The sequence below is a fragment of the Bradyrhizobium sp. BLXBL-03 genome (assembly GCF_051853015.1).
Classification (GTDB): Bacteria; Pseudomonadota; Alphaproteobacteria; order Rhizobiales; family Xanthobacteraceae; genus Bradyrhizobium; species Bradyrhizobium manausense.
The window spans coordinates 2,819,795-2,835,537 of the sequence record NZ_CP182470.1; the positions used below are offsets into that span (position 1 = coordinate 2,819,795).

Annotated in this window: 13 protein-coding genes and 1 pseudogene; 7 read left to right on the forward strand and 7 right to left on the reverse strand. The window is 64.5% G+C overall.

Going from position 1 to position 15,743, the window contains the following annotated elements; genetic code table 11:
* Positions 1 to 22 precede the first annotated feature (22 nt).
* From ACNJX9_RS13420 to ACNJX9_RS13435, 4 genes and pseudogenes are all read left to right on the forward strand, one after another.
* A complete protein-coding gene (locus ACNJX9_RS13420; protein ID WP_439409186.1) occupies positions 23 to 532 on the forward strand; it encodes an Lrp/AsnC family transcriptional regulator in 510 nt (169 codons plus the stop codon).
* 323 nt (positions 533 to 855) lie between these two features.
* Positions 856 to 2,337: pseudogene (locus ACNJX9_RS13425) on the forward strand (aldehyde dehydrogenase family protein).
* A gap of 323 nt (positions 2,338 to 2,660) precedes the next feature.
* A complete protein-coding gene (locus ACNJX9_RS13430) occupies positions 2,661 to 2,969 on the forward strand; it encodes a hypothetical protein (RefSeq protein ID WP_057750972.1) in 309 nt (102 codons plus the stop codon).
* Between the two features lie 20 nt (positions 2,970 to 2,989).
* The gene (locus ACNJX9_RS13435) at positions 2,990 to 3,880 is read left to right on the forward strand and encodes a sigma-70 family RNA polymerase sigma factor (RefSeq protein ID WP_439409187.1); all 891 of its coding nucleotides are present in this window, start codon (positions 2,990 to 2,992) and stop codon (positions 3,878 to 3,880) included.
* 19 nt (positions 3,881 to 3,899) lie between these two features.
* Here the strand turns inward: ACNJX9_RS13435 and ACNJX9_RS13440 are convergent, their stop codons facing one another.
* The 7 genes from ACNJX9_RS13440 to ACNJX9_RS13470 form a co-directional block, all read right to left on the reverse strand.
* Positions 3,900 to 4,943, reverse strand: coding sequence for an FkbM family methyltransferase (locus tag ACNJX9_RS13440; RefSeq protein ID WP_439409188.1), 1,044 nt, complete (start codon positions 4,941 to 4,943; stop codon positions 3,900 to 3,902).
* 265 nt (positions 4,944 to 5,208) lie between these two features.
* Positions 5,209 to 6,447 carry a Zn-dependent hydrolase gene (locus ACNJX9_RS13445; RefSeq protein ID WP_439409189.1) on the reverse strand — a complete coding sequence of 413 codons (1,239 nt, stop codon included), beginning with the start codon at positions 6,445 to 6,447 and terminating at the stop codon, positions 5,209 to 5,211.
* Entirely contained in the window at positions 6,440 to 7,225 is a 786-nt protein-coding gene (locus ACNJX9_RS13450; RefSeq protein ID WP_439409190.1) for an ABC transporter ATP-binding protein, read from the reverse strand. Before ACNJX9_RS13450 ends, ACNJX9_RS13445 begins: the two co-directional genes overlap by 8 nt.
* Positions 7,222 to 7,995 (reverse strand): ABC transporter permease, encoded by a 774-nt coding sequence (locus ACNJX9_RS13455; RefSeq protein ID WP_220001098.1) that lies wholly within the window; start codon positions 7,993 to 7,995, stop codon positions 7,222 to 7,224. The genes ACNJX9_RS13450 and ACNJX9_RS13455 overlap by 4 nt, the downstream gene beginning before the upstream one ends.
* A 64-nt stretch (positions 7,996 to 8,059) precedes the next feature.
* Positions 8,060 to 9,004: an ABC transporter substrate-binding protein gene (locus ACNJX9_RS13460; RefSeq protein ID WP_271601487.1), complete on the reverse strand. Its 945-nt coding sequence runs from the start codon at positions 9,002 to 9,004 to the stop codon at positions 8,060 to 8,062.
* Positions 9,005 to 9,087: 83 nt separating this feature from the next.
* Entirely contained in the window at positions 9,088 to 9,816 is a 729-nt protein-coding gene (gene hutC, locus ACNJX9_RS13465) for a histidine utilization repressor (protein ID WP_439409191.1), read from the reverse strand.
* The gene (locus tag ACNJX9_RS13470) at positions 9,813 to 11,171 is read right to left on the reverse strand and encodes a formimidoylglutamate deiminase (protein ID WP_439409192.1); all 1,359 of its coding nucleotides are present in this window, start codon (positions 11,169 to 11,171) and stop codon (positions 9,813 to 9,815) included. Before ACNJX9_RS13470 ends, hutC begins: the two co-directional genes overlap by 4 nt.
* Before the next feature lie 102 nt (positions 11,172 to 11,273).
* Between ACNJX9_RS13470 and hutI the strand changes: the two genes are divergently transcribed.
* Genes hutI through hutU form a run of 3 tightly spaced genes read left to right on the forward strand, consistent with a single transcriptional unit; the run spans position 11,274 to position 15,727 of the window.
* Positions 11,274 to 12,488, forward strand: coding sequence for an imidazolonepropionase (gene hutI / locus ACNJX9_RS13475; RefSeq protein WP_439409193.1), 1,215 nt, complete (start codon positions 11,274 to 11,276; stop codon positions 12,486 to 12,488).
* On the forward strand, positions 12,485 to 14,044 hold the full coding sequence (hutH, locus tag ACNJX9_RS13480) for a histidine ammonia-lyase (RefSeq protein ID WP_439409194.1): 1,560 nt from the start codon (positions 12,485 to 12,487) through the stop codon (positions 14,042 to 14,044). The genes hutI and hutH overlap by 4 nt, the downstream gene beginning before the upstream one ends.
* A 12-nt stretch (positions 14,045 to 14,056) precedes the next feature.
* Entirely contained in the window at positions 14,057 to 15,727 is a 1,671-nt protein-coding gene (hutU, locus tag ACNJX9_RS13485; protein ID WP_439409195.1) for a urocanate hydratase, read from the forward strand.
* The last annotated feature ends 16 nt before the right edge of the window (positions 15,728 to 15,743 follow it).

Below are 15,743 nucleotides of genomic sequence, written 5' to 3' on the forward strand. Positions count from 1 at the left end.
AATCGAGAAAGAAGTTCTCGGTATGGCAGCCAGGCGTGCCACAAGGCCGGTCAAGGCACCGCGCAAGGATGCGCTTCGGCTCGACGAGATCGATCGCAAGATCCTGCGCGCCCTGCAGCAGGATGCACGCCTGACCACGGCGCAACTCGCCGAAAGAATCGGGCTCTCCACCACGCCGTGCTGGAACAGGCTGAAGCGTCTGGAAACGCAGGGCTACATCGATGGCTACGTTGCGCTGCTCAATCAGGACAAGCTCGGCCTGCCCGAGACGGTTATCATAGAGCTGACGCTCGATCGCCACGATGAGGAGATGCTCGAGCGTTTCGGCCAGTTGCTGACGAGCTTGCCGGAGGTGATCGAAGCCTATCTCACCACCGGCGACTACGACTACGTCGTGAAGGTGGCGGTCGAAAGCACCGCCGGCTACGAACGCTTTCTGCGCGAGAAGCTCTATCGCATTCCAGGCATTCGCCACAGCCGCTCATCGTTTGCGCTGCGCTGCCTGAAAAAGCTGACCTCGGTGCAGGTCTAGCCAAATGCGTCCCGTGTCACCGCAGTAATCCTGAACGGGGTGCCAGTCTTTCTCAATGATCGATGTGCCTGTTCCGGCCCTGGTGACGGGCGACGTCGGCACCGTTCCATTCTTCGTCGCCAATGCGCTAAAGCATATCGGTTACGACCAGACGAACGGCTCCGGCGCCTCCAAAGCGCGCAGACGGCGTCCGCTCTGCCACCGCAGCCGTGGTCGAAGGCGGCCATGGCCGAGCCTATATTTCGGACCCGGCACGGCTGCTTCGCCGCGAGGCCGGCAGCCCAGGCCAGAGAATGAGCGTTGAGACAGGAAAGACTGAGCGAATGACAAAGACCGAGATCCGATTTCCCGTAGACGGCCGAACTCGCAAGATGTTCGTTGATGGCACGTGGGTCGAGGCGCGCTCGGGGAAAGTCTTCGAGACGCGCAACCCGGCAACGGGCGAAGTGATCGGCCATGTCCCGCGTGGCGATGCCGTCGACATCGACATCGCGGTCGCCGCCGCGCGTCGGGCCTTCGTTGGACCATGGAGCCGCTTCAAGCCGTTCGAGCGGCAGGCGCTGCTCCTGCGCATCGCCGATCTGTTTGAGAAGCATTGGGAGGAGATCAGCCAGTCCGACACGGCGGACATGGGCATGCCGATCGTGAGGACGCGGGCGAACAAGCTCCGCGTGCTCGGCATGCTGAGATATTACGCCGGCATGGCGACCGCGATTCACGGGCAGACGATCGACAATTCGCTTCCAGGCGACATCGTCTCGTTCACGCGGAAGGAGCCCGTCGGCGTGGTCGGCGCGATCATTCCCTGGAACGCGCCCACGGCGGCGTCGGTCTGGAAGATCGGACCTGCGCTGGCGACCGGCTGTACGATCGTGCTCAAGCCCTCCGAAGAGGCCCCGCTGACGCCGCTCCTGATCGCGGATTTGATGAACGAGGCAGGCGTGCCGCCCGGTGTCGTCAACGTCGTGACAGGGACCGGGCCTGAGGCCGGTGCGCCTCTGGCCGAACATCAAGGCGTCGACAAGATCGTCTTCACGGGCTCCACGGCAACCGGGCAGGCCATCATTCGTGCCTCTGCCGGCAACCTCAAGCGGGTGTCGCTCGAGCTTGGCGGAAAGTCACCCGTCATCGTCTGCGCCGATGCCGACCTCGACAAGGCCGTTCCGATTGCCGCAATGGCGGCATTCGCAAATTCAGGCCAGATCTGCATCGCCGGCTCGCGGCTGTTCGTCGAGCGGGCCATTCACGACGAACTGGTCGAACGGCTGGGCAAGTTTGCCTCGGCCCTGAAAATTGGCGATGGCGCCGATCCCTCGACGGACATCGGCCCCCTCGTTTCCGAGCGGCAGCTCGACAAGGTTGAAGGCTTCCTGCGCAGCGGACGCGACGAGGGCGCGAAGGTCGTGGCCGGTGGCAGGCGGTTGAAGGAAGGAAACCTCGCCAAGGGCAACTTCGTCGAGCCGACGGTGTTCGCCGGCGTCTCCGACACCATGCAGATCGCTCGTGACGAAATCTTTGGTCCTGTCATCTCCGCGCTGCCGTTCGACACGCTCGATTAAGCCGTGGAACGGGCCAATGCGACGCCATATGGGCTTGCGGCCGGTGTCTTCACGCGCGACGTGAGCAAGGCCCACATCGTCTCGCGCAGCCTGCGCGCAGGCTCGGTCTGGGTGAACACCTACCACGCCATCGATCCTGCATTGCCCTTCGGCGGCTACAAGATGAGCGGGTATGGCCGTGAGGGCGGCACTGAACAGCTCGACGAGTACCTGAACACGAAGGGGGTCTGGATCAAGCTGGACTGATCCGATCATTCTGTCGGCTTGGCGATCAGTCCCGACGACGCCGGCCAGCACCAGCGGCGCCACCAGAGCGGAGTAGGTTACGGCGGGACTCGCGATCTCCGCGATCCAGCCGAGGCCGACCGCCTGCATCAGCAATCCCGTCACCACCAGCGGCCACTCGCCGGGGGAATGGGTACGTCCCGGAAATAATCTTTTGCGGACCGAATCCTTGAGCGGTCGTCAAACGTCCTGGGGGGGTGACGCGGCATCGGCCTTCCGGGAAAGTATTGCTACTGTGGACGATGGCGCGACGAGCAACCAGGTGAATAGCTGAGGAGCGCGCGATGCGAAGGACGTTGATCAGATACAAGGCCAAGCCGGAGCTGGCCGATCGGAACGCCGAGCTGGTCTCGGCCGTATTTGCGGAGTTGAAGGCGGCCAGCCCCGATGGCGTGCGCTATCTCACGCTGCGGCTGGAGGACGACACCTTCATCCATCTCGTCGAGGCCGCGGCCGAGGACGGATCAAGCCCGATCCCGAAGCTGAAGGCGTTTCAGGCGTTCCAGGACGGCATCCGGGACCGCTGCGCGGAGCCGCCGCTGGTTCGTGATGTGAGGATCGTCGGCAATTATCGTATGCTGGACCAGTCCTGACCAGGCGAGGCGGAGGAGCAATGGCGCCAGACCCGCTGGCCACCGTCGATATCGAGGCCCTGCTGGCGCGGATGCGGCCGAAGCTGCATCGCTACTGCGCCCGCATGGTCGGCTCAGTCATCGACGGCGAGGACGTGCTGCAGGATGCGCTGATCAAGGCGATCGACGCGCTGCCATCGGTCTCGCCCGTCGTCAATCCGCAAGGTTGGCTGTTCCGCATCGCGCACAACACGGCGCTGGATTTCCTGCGTCGCCGCAACCGGCAGGCGGCGCTGCACTCGGCTGAGGAGGTGGACATGATCGCCGGCCAGCTTGACGATGTCGAAAGCCGCCAGATCGCCGCGACCAGCCTGCGGACTTTCATGCGGCTGCCGGTGGCGCAGCGCTCCAGCGTGATCCTGATGGACGTGCTCGGCTGCTCGCTTTCCGAGGTCTGCGACATCATGGATTTCAGCATGCCCGCGGTAAAGGCCGCGCTGCATCGCGGGCGCACGCAGCTGCGTGAGTTCGCCGAGGAGCCTGACGATGTGCCGCAGCCGGGCCTGTCGAAGGCCGACCGGACGCGGCTCAACGCCTATGTCAGCCATTTCAATGCCCGCGACTTCGACGCGATCCGCGCCATGATCGCCGACGACGTCAGGCTCGAGCTCGTCAACCGCACCCGACTGAAAGGCAAGGCTGAGGTGTCGCGCTATTTCGGCAATTATTCGAAGGTCAGCGATTGGCACCTAGAGGCGGGGCAGGTCGAGGGACGTCCAGCGATCCTGGTGTTCGATCCGAATGTGCCGAACGGGCGGCCCAAATATTTCGTGCTGCTGAACTGGTCCGCCGACAAGCTCGCCACCATCAGGGATTTTCGTCACGCGGCGTATGTCATCGATGGTGCACAGTGCGTGGTCGATAGAGGGTGAACTCGCCTTCCAGCCTGCTTCAGGCAGCCCTGCAGAACAGCACGGTTTCCTCGGGGTAGATCGTAAAATGATCCAGCCACATCTTGTAGCCAAGGTTCAAGGAACTGATGAAGAGGGGAAGTTCGACCCAGTCATTGGGCTTGTGATAGACGCAAATCGCCAATGTCGGTTTGAACCGATCGAGCGTGCGCACGGCGCCCTTGAGCGCGGAAAGCTCGGCGCCCTCGATGTCCATTTTGATGAAATCGACACGCGGCAGATTTCTGTCGCGAACCACATCGTCGATGGAGACGGTTCTGATTTCGGTCGCGCCGTGGGAGAGGTGGCGTTCGGAAACCTGGCTCCCCGGACCATTGTTCAGCATATAGAGAATCTTGTCGGATGACTCCCATACCGGTCGCTCGATGATCTCGATATTTGACCGATATCTGGGATTCAGTTCGAGGTTCTGACGCAGGATATCGAGATTGTCAGGTATGAATTCAAATCCGATGACCTTCCCCGTGGGGCCCACCTTCGATGCAAAATACAGGCTCGTATCGCCGTAGCAGCTTCCGGCCTCGATGACGACATCCCCGGTCTTCGCTGCGATCGCCGGCTTGACCCCGCTGTACTCGTACTGCGTTTTCAGGAAGGTGGCGTCGATCCCGATGGGAGCGGAAAACAGATTGAGATCGTAGCCGATCTCCTTCAGATCGAAATGAGTCAACTCGAAGTTCATATTCCTGATTTTTTTCGCAGGCAGGCGGTTCGTTTGCAGGCTGCGTGCCAGGCTCCGTTCCTGCCAGTATTTCGGCGAGTTTCGGAAGATCTTGACGAGGTCGTGCCCGATCACGCGTTGAAGGTACAACTCCAGCAGGACGTCCCTGGAATAGTCGTCCTGCAGCAACTGATAGGTATCCAGCAAGGCCAGAGGAAGCGTCTTCGAGTTCTTCAATCGCGCGATGGCCTCGAGCCTGCTCTGATGCTTTTGGAGATCGGGGCCCAGCGTTCGCCTGGGTTCGGGTCCATAACGATCCGCCTCGTGGTTCTGTTCAAGATCTCTCGTGGCAATCTCGTACAATTTGGCCTGCAGGTGAGACAGGAACGAAATTGCGACCTCTGGAGACATTTGAACGTTTGAAGACATGTGAATGGCTGAACCTCTCTTGAGCCGGCGGCCGGCAGAATCCTCTCGTGCCGTCAGTTCGCGGTCAGCCGTGCTTGCGGGGTCCACCGGGCGCGGCCGGTGCGCCCGGTTGAGAGAGTTTCCGGTGCGATGCTGGTGCGAAGCTGGCGCCCTCGTCCATCAAGGCGCGGGGGCGGGCCGTCGCTGATTCGGGAGCGCTTTAGCGCAGTCCGGCCAGGATCCGCCGGCATGCGTCGACGAAAACCTGCGCGCCGGTGACGATGTCGGCATCGGCGGTGTTTTCGGTCCAGTGATGGCTGATGCCGCCGATCGACGGGACGAACAGCATGCCGGCTGGCATGACGGTCGCCAGCATCTGCGCATCGTGGCCGGCGCCGCTCGGCATGCGCAGCGATCGTCCCCCGGCAAGCGCCTTGCTCGCGCCCTCGATCGCGTCCTGAATGCCGGTGTTCATCAGGGCGGGGGCGCCGGTGCGGATTTTCTCCACGCTGACGATGCAAGGGCCCTTGGCTATCGCCTCATCCGCCATGGTCTTCAGCAACTGCTCAAGCCGCGCGATGACGGAGGGATCGTCGTCGCGGATCTGGAACAGCATCTCCGCGCCGCCGGGGATGATGCTCGGCGCGCCTGGATCGAGCGTGATGCGGCCGGTGGTCCATACCGTGCGCGGCCCGCACGCGGCTGGAAAGCGCTCGTCGATCGCCACGCAGAATTTTGCCAGCGCGAGCCCTGCGTCTTTTCGCACCGCCATACGCGTGGTGCCGGCGTGGTTCTGCTCGCCGGTGAAAGTGATGCGATATTGCCAGATGCCGACGATGGAGGTCACGACGCCGATCGCGAGCTTGCCGCTCTCGAGCGTGTCGCCCTGCTCGATATGTGCTTCGAGATAGCCGACGTGCCGCCCCGGTTCGGCGGTCATGCGCGGACGTCCAGCCAGCCCCATGTCGGCCAGCGCATCGCGCATGGTGCGGCCGTTGGTGCGGTCGCGCGCCGCGTCGATCTCGGTCTCGCTGACCTGACCGACATAAGAGCGCGAGCCGAGGAAGCTGCCAAAATGGCCCTCTTCATCGCACCATGCGGCCACTTCGACCGCGCCTTTCACGGAAGGATCGGAATTGAGCACGCGCGCCGCTTCGAGCGCATAAACGACACCGAGCGGCCCATCGAGCCAGCCGGCATAGTTCTGGCTTTCCAGGTGCGATCCGGCGAGCAGCTTCGGTCCGGGTTTTGCGCTGGTGCTGATGATGTTGCCGATACCATCGATCCCGCCGGTGAGACCGGCCTCGGGCAGTTTCCGCAGCAGCCAGTCCAGCGATTGCTTATGCGGCTCGGAGAAGGTCGGCTTGTGGACGCCGGTCTTGTAGATGCCCAGCGCACGCAGCGCATTGAGATCGGCGAGGACGCGCTCGCCATTGGCGTGCGGAGGGGTGTCAGGCATGTTCGGCAACCTTCAGCGCCTCGGTGCGGATTTCCTCGACCAGCCGTTCCTTGAGCTGGACGAATTCCGGCGTGGTCTTGATCTTGTAGGAGCGCGGATGCGGCAGGTCCACGCCGATCTCGGCCTTGATGCGTCCGGGACGGGCGCTCATGACGATGACGCGGCTGCCGAGGAAGATCCCTTCCTCGATGTCGTGCGTCACGAACAGCACGGTCTTCTGGTCGCGTTCCCAGATGCCGAGCAGCATTTCCTGCATCAGGGCGCGGGTCTGGTTATCAAGCGCACCGAAGGGCTCGTCGAGCAGCAGGATTTTTGGATCGTTGGCAAGCGCGCGCGCGATCGCCGTGCGCTGCTGCATGCCGCCGGAGAGCTGCTTGGGCCAGTGGTTCTCGAAGCCTGATAGCCCCACCCGGCGGATGAAGGCGTCGGCCACCTTGTTGCGCTCGCCTTCCGGCACGCCGCGTTCGCGCAGGCCAAAGGCGATGTTCTCGCGCACGGTGAGCCAGGGAAACAGCGTGTAGGACTGGAACACCATGCCGCGATCCGCGCCGGGGCCGGTGACTTCGCGGCCGTCGAGCGTAACGCGCCCACTGGTCGGACGGTCGAGGCCGGCGACGATGCGCAGCAAGGTGGACTTGCCGCAGCCCGAAGGGCCGAGGATGGTGACGAAGTCGTTGTTGCCGATGGTGAGGTCGGTCGGCTCCAGCGCGCGGGTCGGCGCATTGCCGTGGCGCGCCGGGAAGGTGCGCGAGACCTGCTCGACCTTGAGGATCGTCATGCCAGCCTCCACGGAAACAGCCAGGCGTTGAACGCCTTGAACATGAAGTCCGAGAGCAGGCCGATCAGGCCGATCACGATGATGCCGAAGATGATCTGGCCGGTATTGAGCAGCGCCTGGCTGTCGGTGATCATGTGGCCGATGCCGGAGGACGAGCCGATCAGCTCGGCGACGATGACGTAGGTCCAGGCCCAGCCCAGCACCAGCCGCAGGATCTCGGCGATTTCAGGGGCGGAGGAGGGCAACAGCACGCGGCGGATGATGCCGCGGTCGCCGGCGCCGAGCGTATAGGCGGCTTCCACCAGATCGCGCCGCGTCGCGCCGACGGTGACGGCGACCATCAGGATAACCTGGAACACCGAGCCGATGAAGATGACGAGCAGCTTCTGCAACTCGCCGATGCCGGCCCACAGGATGAGGAGGGGAATGAAGGCCGAGGCGGGCAGATAGCGCGCAAAGGAGACGAAGGGCTCGAGGAAGGCTTCGATCGGCTTGTAGGCGCCCATCAGCACGCCGAGCGGCACCGCGATGATCGCAGCCAGCGCGAACCCGCCGACGACGCGCCAGATCGTCATGCCGATGTCGAATACAAAACCTTGCTTAACCAGCAGGTCGTAGCCTTCCTGCACCATGGTGAGCGGGTTGGCGAGAAACGTCTTCGATACATGGCCGCCGAAGGTTGCCCACGACCAGAGGGCGACGAACAGCACGAAGAAAGCGAGGCCATAGGCCACGCGCTGCTTCGATGTCACGGAATCCAGGGGACGCATCGATAGTTGATCCGAATGGTCGAGCCGGTCCCGCGTCTCCGCGGAACCGGCAATCGGGAAAGTCTTACTTGATGAAGCTGGCGTCGAAGAGGTCCTCGACCTTCGGCGCCGACTTGATGATGCCGATTTCGAGCAGAAGGTCGGCGGCATCCTTGTTGAAGGCGAGGAAATCGCCGGCGAAGAATTTCTGGTTCGCGGCCTTGTCCTGCCAGCGCAGATATTTTGCCGAGTTGCCGAACTGCTCGCCGGTCTGTTTCACGTCGGCGCCCATGATCTCATAGGACTTGGCCTGGTCCTTGGCGATCATCTCGAGCGATTCGAAATAGCTGTCGGCCAGCGCCTGCGCCGCCTTTGGGTTCTCGCTGAGGAATTTCGGCGTGCAGCCGAACGTGTCCATCACGATCGGATAGTCCAAGGTGGTCGCGATGATCTTGCCCTTGTCCGGCGCGGCGCGCACCGTCGACAAATAAGGCTCATAGGTCATCGCGGCATCGTTCTGGCCGGAGACGAAGGCCTGCGCGGCGGCGGCCGGCTCGAGGTTGACAACGGTGACGTCCTTCACCGTGAGGCCGTTCTTCTTCAGCATCCAGGCCAGCGCGAAATAGGGCGAGGTGCCCGGTGCCGAAGCTGCGACCGTCTTGCCCTTGAGCTCCTTGATTGACGCGATGTCGTTGCGCACGGCCATGCCGTCGGCGCCATAGCTCTTGTCGAGCTGGAAGATCTGCTTGGTCGCAACGCCGTTGGCGTTCCAGGAGATCCAGGTTTCGACCGTGGTTGCCGCGCACTGCACGTCGCCGGAGGCGATGGCGAGGTGACGGTCCTTCTGCGGGATCTTCTTGATGGTGACGTCGAGGCCGTTTTTCTTGAAGATGCCGGCTTCCTTCGCCAGGGTCAGCGGCGCAAAGCCGGTCCATCCGGAGATGCCGATGCCGACCTTGACGTCGTCGGCGAACGCGGGCGCGGCGGCCGCGAGAGCAATGATTGTCGCAAAAACTGTCGAACTACGCATGATTGTCGTCCTCTTGCCCAGATGGTTTGACGTCCTGTTGATCTCTGTCGAAGCGTTGCACGATTTGTGCCGACATCGTTTGCTCAACCTCCCTTGAATCGCGCGACAAGGCGGTGAGAGTCACCGGGATAGAGCAGGCGCACTGCGGTGATCGTGCGCGCGCTGCGCCAGGTATAGCGGTCGATGACGAGGCAGGGCGCGCCGACCGCAATGTCGAGCGCCTCGGCCGTGCGATCGTCGGCAACGATGGCGCTGATCGTATGCTCGGCCTCCGTCCAGGGGACATGATGCAGCAGCCACGAGCCGGGCGGCTCGCGCGAGAAATCCGCGGTCGCGGCAGATGGCACGGATGACAGATCGATCAGCCTGTCCTCGACCGCAAACGGCACGTTGTCGGCGCTGTGGCGGCAGGAGATCGCGACCACCTTGCCGGCCTTCTTGATGCCGAGCCTTTCGCGATCCGCAGCAGTTGCCGCGCGTAGCTTGCGGCTGATCAGCTCATAGCCGTAACCGCGACCGAGCGCGGTGATCTCGGCGCGGATGTCGGCGATCTTCAACACAGCCGATTGATGCTGCGGCCGGCGAACGAAGGAGCCAGCCCGCCGCCGCCGCTCGATCAGATCGGCCTGCGCCAGTTCCGACAGCGCCTTGTTGACAGTCATGCGCGAGCAGCCGTAGCGCGCCACCAGCTCGTGCTCAAACGGAATGCGATGGCCGGGCGGCCATTCGCCGGTCAGGATGCGCTTTTCGATATCGGCACGGATGCGCTTGTAGAGTGTCGGCTTGTCGGATGCGTCGGCGGCAAGGCTCATGCGACGAGCCTCCGCACCGCCGCGTTGAACCGCTCGCGCGCAGTCTGGCGCAATTTGTGTCGTCCGCCTTCGACAACCTTGTTGCCGCCGGCCCAGACGCAATCGATCGCAGCGTTGCCGCTCGCAAAGATCCAGCCGTCGATGGTCGCATCGCCGCCGCGTCCCGCCAGCGAAGGATGCGCGGCGTCGAGCGTAACGATGTCTGCGCGAGCGCCGGGTGCGAGGCCTGCAACCGGCTGCGCCAGCGCCTGCGCGCCGCCCGCAAGGGCATCATCGAACAGCGTCCGGCCGGTCGAGCGGCCGGCGCCGCCCGAAAGTACGTTGCGCGCGCGATGTTTGAGCCGCTGGCCGTATTCGAGCTGACGCAGCTCGTCAGCGACACCGACCAGCACGTTGGAATCGGTGCCGACGCCGAACGAACCACCGGCGTCGAGAAATTCCCGCGCCGGAAAGATGCCGTCGCCGAGGCTTGCTTCGGTCACGGGGCAGAGGCCCGCGACCGCGCCGGTGCTGGCGAATGCGCTGACTTCCTCGTCCGTCATGTGCGTGGCGTGAATGAGGCACCAGCGCTGGTCGACCGGTGCGTGCTCCAGCAGCCATTGGACGGGCCGCTGGCCCGCCCAGGCCAGGCAATCCTCGACCTCTTTCACCTGCTCGGCGGCATGAATGTGCACCGGGCCGGCTTCGGCAAGCGCGATGATTGCGGAGAGCTCATCCGGCGCCACCGCGCGCAGGCTGTGCGGCGCGATGCCGATATTGGCGCCTGGCAATTTGCTGATCACCTTGCGTGATGCAGCCATCAGCTTGGCGAACTGATCGACCGAGTTGATGAAGCGGCGCTGGCCGTCGTGCGGCGCCGCGCCGCCGAACGAGCCATGCGCATAAAAACTCGGCAGCAGCGTCAGGCCAATGCCTGAGGCCTCGGCGGCCGCTGCAATGCGTGCCGCCATTTCGGCGGGATCGGCGTAGTGCGAGCCGTCGCGATCGTGATGCAGATAATGGAATTCGCCGACCCGCGTAAACCCCTGCTCCAGCATCTCCACATAAAGCAGCGTGGCGACATCGGCGACGTCGTCCGGCGTCATCGCCAGCGCGAAACGATACATCGTCTCGCGCCAAGTCCAGAACGTGTCGGTGGAATCGCCGCGCAGCTCCGCGAGTCCCGCCATGCCGCGTTGAAACGCGTGGCTGTGCAGGCTCGCCAGTCCCGGAAGCGCGATGGCATGGCGCTCGTCGCCCGCGGCAGGCGCCACATCGGGCGTCACCGCCGCGATCGCGCCGGCGGTGACCACCACCTGCACGTCATTGGCCCAGCCCGAGGGCAGGAGCGCGGAGGCGAAATGCAGTCGGGTCATGATTGATTACACGCCGGCTGGACAGAACCGCCTTACGATTATATGTCTAGACATATAAGTCAAGCATCCCAGGGCGCAGGGACTTCGCGAAGGGACAGTGGCATGGCAGAGCGCTTCGACCGGATCTGGCATAACGCCCGGCTCGCGACCATGCGGGCGGATCGTCCCGATCTCGGCGAGATCGAGCAAGGCGTCATCGCGATACGCGACGGCCGCATCGTCTATGCCGGCGCAGCGGCGGATTTTCCCGGCGATGCCGACGCCATCCAGTGGATCGACTGCGAGGGGCGCTGGATCACGCCGGGCCTCGTCGATTGCCACACCCATCTGGTCTACGGCGGCAACCGCGCGCATGAATTCGAACTGCGCCTGAAGGGCGCAAGCTACGAGGAGATCGCGCGCGCCGGCGGAGGCATCGTCTCGACGGTCGCCGCGACTCGCAAGGCGAGTGAGGCCGAGCTTGTCGCGAGCGCATTGCCGCGGCTGGATGCATTGATCGGCGAGGGCGCGACCACGGTTGAGATCAAGTCCGGCTATGGCCTCGATACGGAGACCGAGATGCGCCAGCTTTCTGCTGCGCGCAGCCTCGGCCGCCGGCGGAAAGTTACGATCTGCACATCGTTTCTCGGCGCGCACGCGCTGCCGGTGGAGGCCGATGGTGACAAGGATCGCTACATCGATCGCGTCTGCAGGGAGATGCTGCCGGCCGTCGCAACGGCAGGCCTCGCCGATGCCGTCGATGCTTTCATGGAGGGGATCGCGTTCTCGGCCGAGCAGACGGCGCGGGTATTCGAGGCGGCGCGAGGGCTGGGTCTGCCGGTGAAGTTGCACGCCGATCAACTCTCGAATCTCGGCGGCGCTGCGCTCGCTGCCAAATTCGCCGCTTTGTCGGCCGATCATCTCGAGCATACCGACGAAGCCGGCGCTGCCGCGATGGCGAAGGCCGGAACGGTCGCCGTCCTCCTGCCTGGGGCGTTCTACTTCATCCGCGAGACGCAAAAGCCGCCGGTGGAGGCGTTCCGCAAGCACGGCGTTGCCATGGCGCTTGCGACCGACAGCAATCCCGGCAGCTCGCCGCTGACCTCGCTGCTGCTCGCCATGAACATGGGCGCCACGCTGTTCCGGATGACCGTCGCCGAATGCCTCGCCGGCGTCACCCGCGAAGGCGCGCGTGCGCTCGGCGTGCTCCATGAGACCGGCACGCTCGAAGCCGGCAAATGGTGCGACCTCGCGATCTGGGACATCGAGCGGCCCGCCGAGCTGGTCTACCGCATCGGATTCAATCCGCTGCACCGGCGGGTGTGGAGGGGGCAATGACGGAGCCGAACGCCGCGATCGTCGTCAAACCCGGAGAGGTCAGGCTCGATGATCTCGCGCGCGTGTTTGCGGGAGCGCCCGTCGTGCTCGATCCCTCATTCTGGCCGCGCGTCGCGGCGGCGGCGAAGATCGTTGCAAAGGCGGCTGAGGCTACGACGCCCGTCTATGGCATCAACACCGGTTTCGGCAAGCTGGCTTCGAAGCGGATTCCGCCTGATCAGACCGCGCTGCTCCAGCGCAATCTCATTGTTTCGCATTGCTGTGGGATCGGCCCTGCAACTCCGGGGCCGATCGTGCGGCTGATGATGGTGCTGAAAATCGTCTCACTCGGGCGCGGAGCCTCCGGCGTGCGCGGCGAGGTGATCGAGCAATTGCAGGCCATGCTGGCGCGAGGCGTCTATCCGCTGGTGCCACAACAGGGCTCGGTCGGCGCCTCCGGCGATCTCGCGCCGCTTGCGCATATGACCGCCGTGATGATCGGCGAGGGGCAGGCGATCGTCGACGGCAAGATAATGTCAGGGGGCGAGGCACTCGCTGCCGCCGGCCTTGTGCCACTGACGCTCGGCCCCAAGGAGGGCCTCGCGCTGATCAATGGCACGCAATTCTCGACTGCTTATGCCATCGCCGGCGTGCTGCGTGCATTTCGTCTCGCCCGAGCGGCACTGGTCACCGGTGCGCTGTCGGTCGATGCCGCCATGGCCTCGACCGCGCCGTTCCGCCCCGAGATCCAGGCGCTGCGCGGTCTTCCCGGCCAGATCGCTGCGGCCGCGACGCTGACGGCGCTGCTCGACGGCAGCGACATCCGCCTGTCGCATCTCGAAGGCGACGAGCGCGTGCAGGATCCCTATTGCCTGCGCTGCCAGCCGCAGGTCGCCGGCGCCGCGCTCGATCTGATCACGCAGGCTGCGCGCACGCTGATCGTCGAGGCCAACGCGGTGACCGACAATCCCTTGGTGCTGGTCGAGACCGGTGAGATCGTCTCAGGAGGAAATTTCCACGCCGAGCCGGTCGCCTTCGCCGCCGATACGATCGCGCTGGCGCTGTCGGAGATCGGCGCGATCAGCGAACGACGCATCGCAACCCTGGTCGATCCCGCGCTCAATTTCGGCCTGCCGCCATTCCTCACCCCGGATCCCGGCATCAATTCCGGCTTCATGATCGCCGAGGTCACGGCGGCCGCGCTCTATGCCGAGAACAAGCAGCGTGCCGCAGCCTGCTCGATCGATTCGACGCCAACCAGCGCCAACCAGGAAGACCACGTTTCGATGGCCGCGCATGCCGCGCGACGACTGTCGGACATGGCCGACAATCTCGCCTCCATCCTCGGCATCGAGCTTCTGGTCGCCGCCCAGGGCATCACGCTGCGCGCGCCGCACGCGACCAGCGCGCCGCTTGTGGCGGTCATCGACAAGCTTCGCGAGCAGGTGCCCGCGCTCGGCGCCGACCGCTACATGGCCGGCGATCTCGCCAAGGCCGCGGCGTTCATCGAGGCCGATGCGCTGCCAGCCATCGCGCTCACTGCGCTCTCATCTGATCCGTTTCCAAGACTCGACTAAGGGGTGTTCCGCATGAACCGCCGACTGGACAACGACCGCACCATTCGCGCTCCCCGCGGTAGCGAGATCAGCGCCAAGAGCTGGCTGACGGAAGCACCGCTGCGCATGCTCATGAACAATCTCGATCCTGATGTCGCCGAGCGCCCGAGCGAGCTCGTCGTCTATGGCGGCATCGGCCGCGCCGCGCGCGACTGGGAGAGTTTTGACCGCATCACGGCCGCGCTGCGCAAGCTCGAGAACGACCAGACCCTGCTGGTGCAATCCGGCAAGCCGGTCGGCATCTTCCGCACCCATGCCGATGCGCCGCGCGTGCTGATCGCGAACTCCAACATCGTGCCACATTGGGCGACGCTCGATCATTTCAACGAGCTCGATCGCCAGGGCCTGATGATGTACGGCCAGATGACCGCGGGCTCCTGGATCTATATCGGCAGCCAGGGCATTGTGCAGGGCACCTACGAGACCTTCGTCGAGGTCGGTCGTCGCCATTATGGCGGCAGCCTTGCGGGCAAATGGATCTTGACCGCCGGCCTCGGCGGCATGGGCGGCGCGCAGCCGCTGGCGGCGACCATGGCCGGCGCCTCGATGCTCGCGGTCGAATGCCAGCCGAGCCGAATCGAGATGCGGCTGCGCACCGGCTATCTCGATCGCCAGGCGGCGACGCTCGACGAAGCGCTCGCACTCATGGCGGACGCCGCAAAGACGAAGAAGGCCGTCTCGGTCGGTCTGCTCGGCAATGCCGCCGAGATATTCCCGGAGCTGGTCCGCCGCGGCGTCAAGCCCGACATCGTCACCGACCAGACCAGCGCGCACGATCCGATCAACGGCTATCTGCCGAAGGGCTGGACGCTTGCCGATTGGGAGGCCAAGCGCGCCTCCGATCCGAAGGGCGTGGAACGCGCCTCAAAAGCCTCGATGGTCGAGCATGTCCAGGCCATGCTGGATTTCCATGCGCAGGGCATTCCGACGCTCGACTATGGCAACAACATCCGCCAGATGGCGCAGGACATGGGCCTGACAAACGCGTTCGATTTCCCGGGCTTCGTGCCCGCCTATATCCGCCCGCTGTTCTGCCGCGGCGTCGGGCCGTTCCGCTGGGCCGCGCTGTCAGGCGACCCTGACGACATCTTCAGGACAGATGCCAAAGTGAAAGAGCTGATGCCCGACGACAAGCATCTGCACAATTGGCTCGACATGGCCAAGGCGCGCATCAAGTTCCAGGGCCTGCCGGCGCGGATCTGCTGGGTCGGGCTCGGCGATCGTCATCGCCTGGGCCTTGCCTTCAACGAGATGGTCGCGCGCGGCGAGTTGAAGGCGCCTGTCGTGATCGGCCGCGATCATCTCGACAGCGGCTCGGTGGCAAGCCCCAACCGCGAGACCGAGGCGATGAAGGACGGCTCGGACGCGGTGTCCGACTGGCCGCTGCTCAACGCGCTCTTGAATTGCGCCAGCGGCGCCACCTGGGTGTCGCTGCATCACGGCGGCGGCGTCGGCATCGGCTATTCCCAGCACGCCGGCATGGTGATCGTCGCCGACGGCACGCCGGAGGCCGCCAAACGCATCGAGCGCGTGCTCTGGAACGATCCGGCCTCCGGCGTCATGCGCCATGCGGATGCGGGCTACGACATCGCGATCGATTGCGCCCGTGACAAGGGGCTCGATCTGCCAAGCCTTTCGAAGTAGCCAAGGGGCCAATCTG

Coding starts and splice junctions, on each gene's coding strand:
- ACNJX9_RS13420 (WP_439409186.1), top strand. CDS start 23: ATGGCAGCCAGGCGTGCCACAAGGCCGGTCAAGGCACCGCGCAAGGAT.
- ACNJX9_RS13430 (WP_057750972.1), top strand. CDS start 2,661: ATGCGAAGGACGTTGATCAGATACAAGGCCAAGCCGGAGCTGGCCGAT.
- ACNJX9_RS13435 (WP_439409187.1), top strand. CDS start 2,990: ATGGCGCCAGACCCGCTGGCCACCGTCGATATCGAGGCCCTGCTGGCG.
- ACNJX9_RS13445 (WP_439409189.1), bottom strand. CDS start 6,447: ATGCCTGACACCCCTCCGCACGCCAATGGCGAGCGCGTCCTCGCCGAT.
- ACNJX9_RS13450 (WP_439409190.1), bottom strand. CDS start 7,225: ATGACGATCCTCAAGGTCGAGCAGGTCTCGCGCACCTTCCCGGCGCGC.
- ACNJX9_RS13455 (WP_220001098.1), bottom strand. CDS start 7,995: ATGCGTCCCCTGGATTCCGTGACATCGAAGCAGCGCGTGGCCTATGGC.
- ACNJX9_RS13460 (WP_271601487.1), bottom strand. CDS start 9,004: ATGCGTAGTTCGACAGTTTTTGCGACAATCATTGCTCTCGCGGCCGCC.
- hutC (WP_439409191.1), bottom strand. CDS start 9,816: ATGAGCCTTGCCGCCGACGCATCCGACAAGCCGACACTCTACAAGCGC.
- ACNJX9_RS13470 (WP_439409192.1), bottom strand. CDS start 11,171: ATGACCCGACTGCATTTCGCCTCCGCGCTCCTGCCCTCGGGCTGGGCC.
- hutI (WP_439409193.1), top strand. CDS start 11,274: ATGGCAGAGCGCTTCGACCGGATCTGGCATAACGCCCGGCTCGCGACC.
- hutH (WP_439409194.1), top strand. CDS start 12,485: ATGACGGAGCCGAACGCCGCGATCGTCGTCAAACCCGGAGAGGTCAGG.
- hutU (WP_439409195.1), top strand. CDS start 14,057: ATGAACCGCCGACTGGACAACGACCGCACCATTCGCGCTCCCCGCGGT.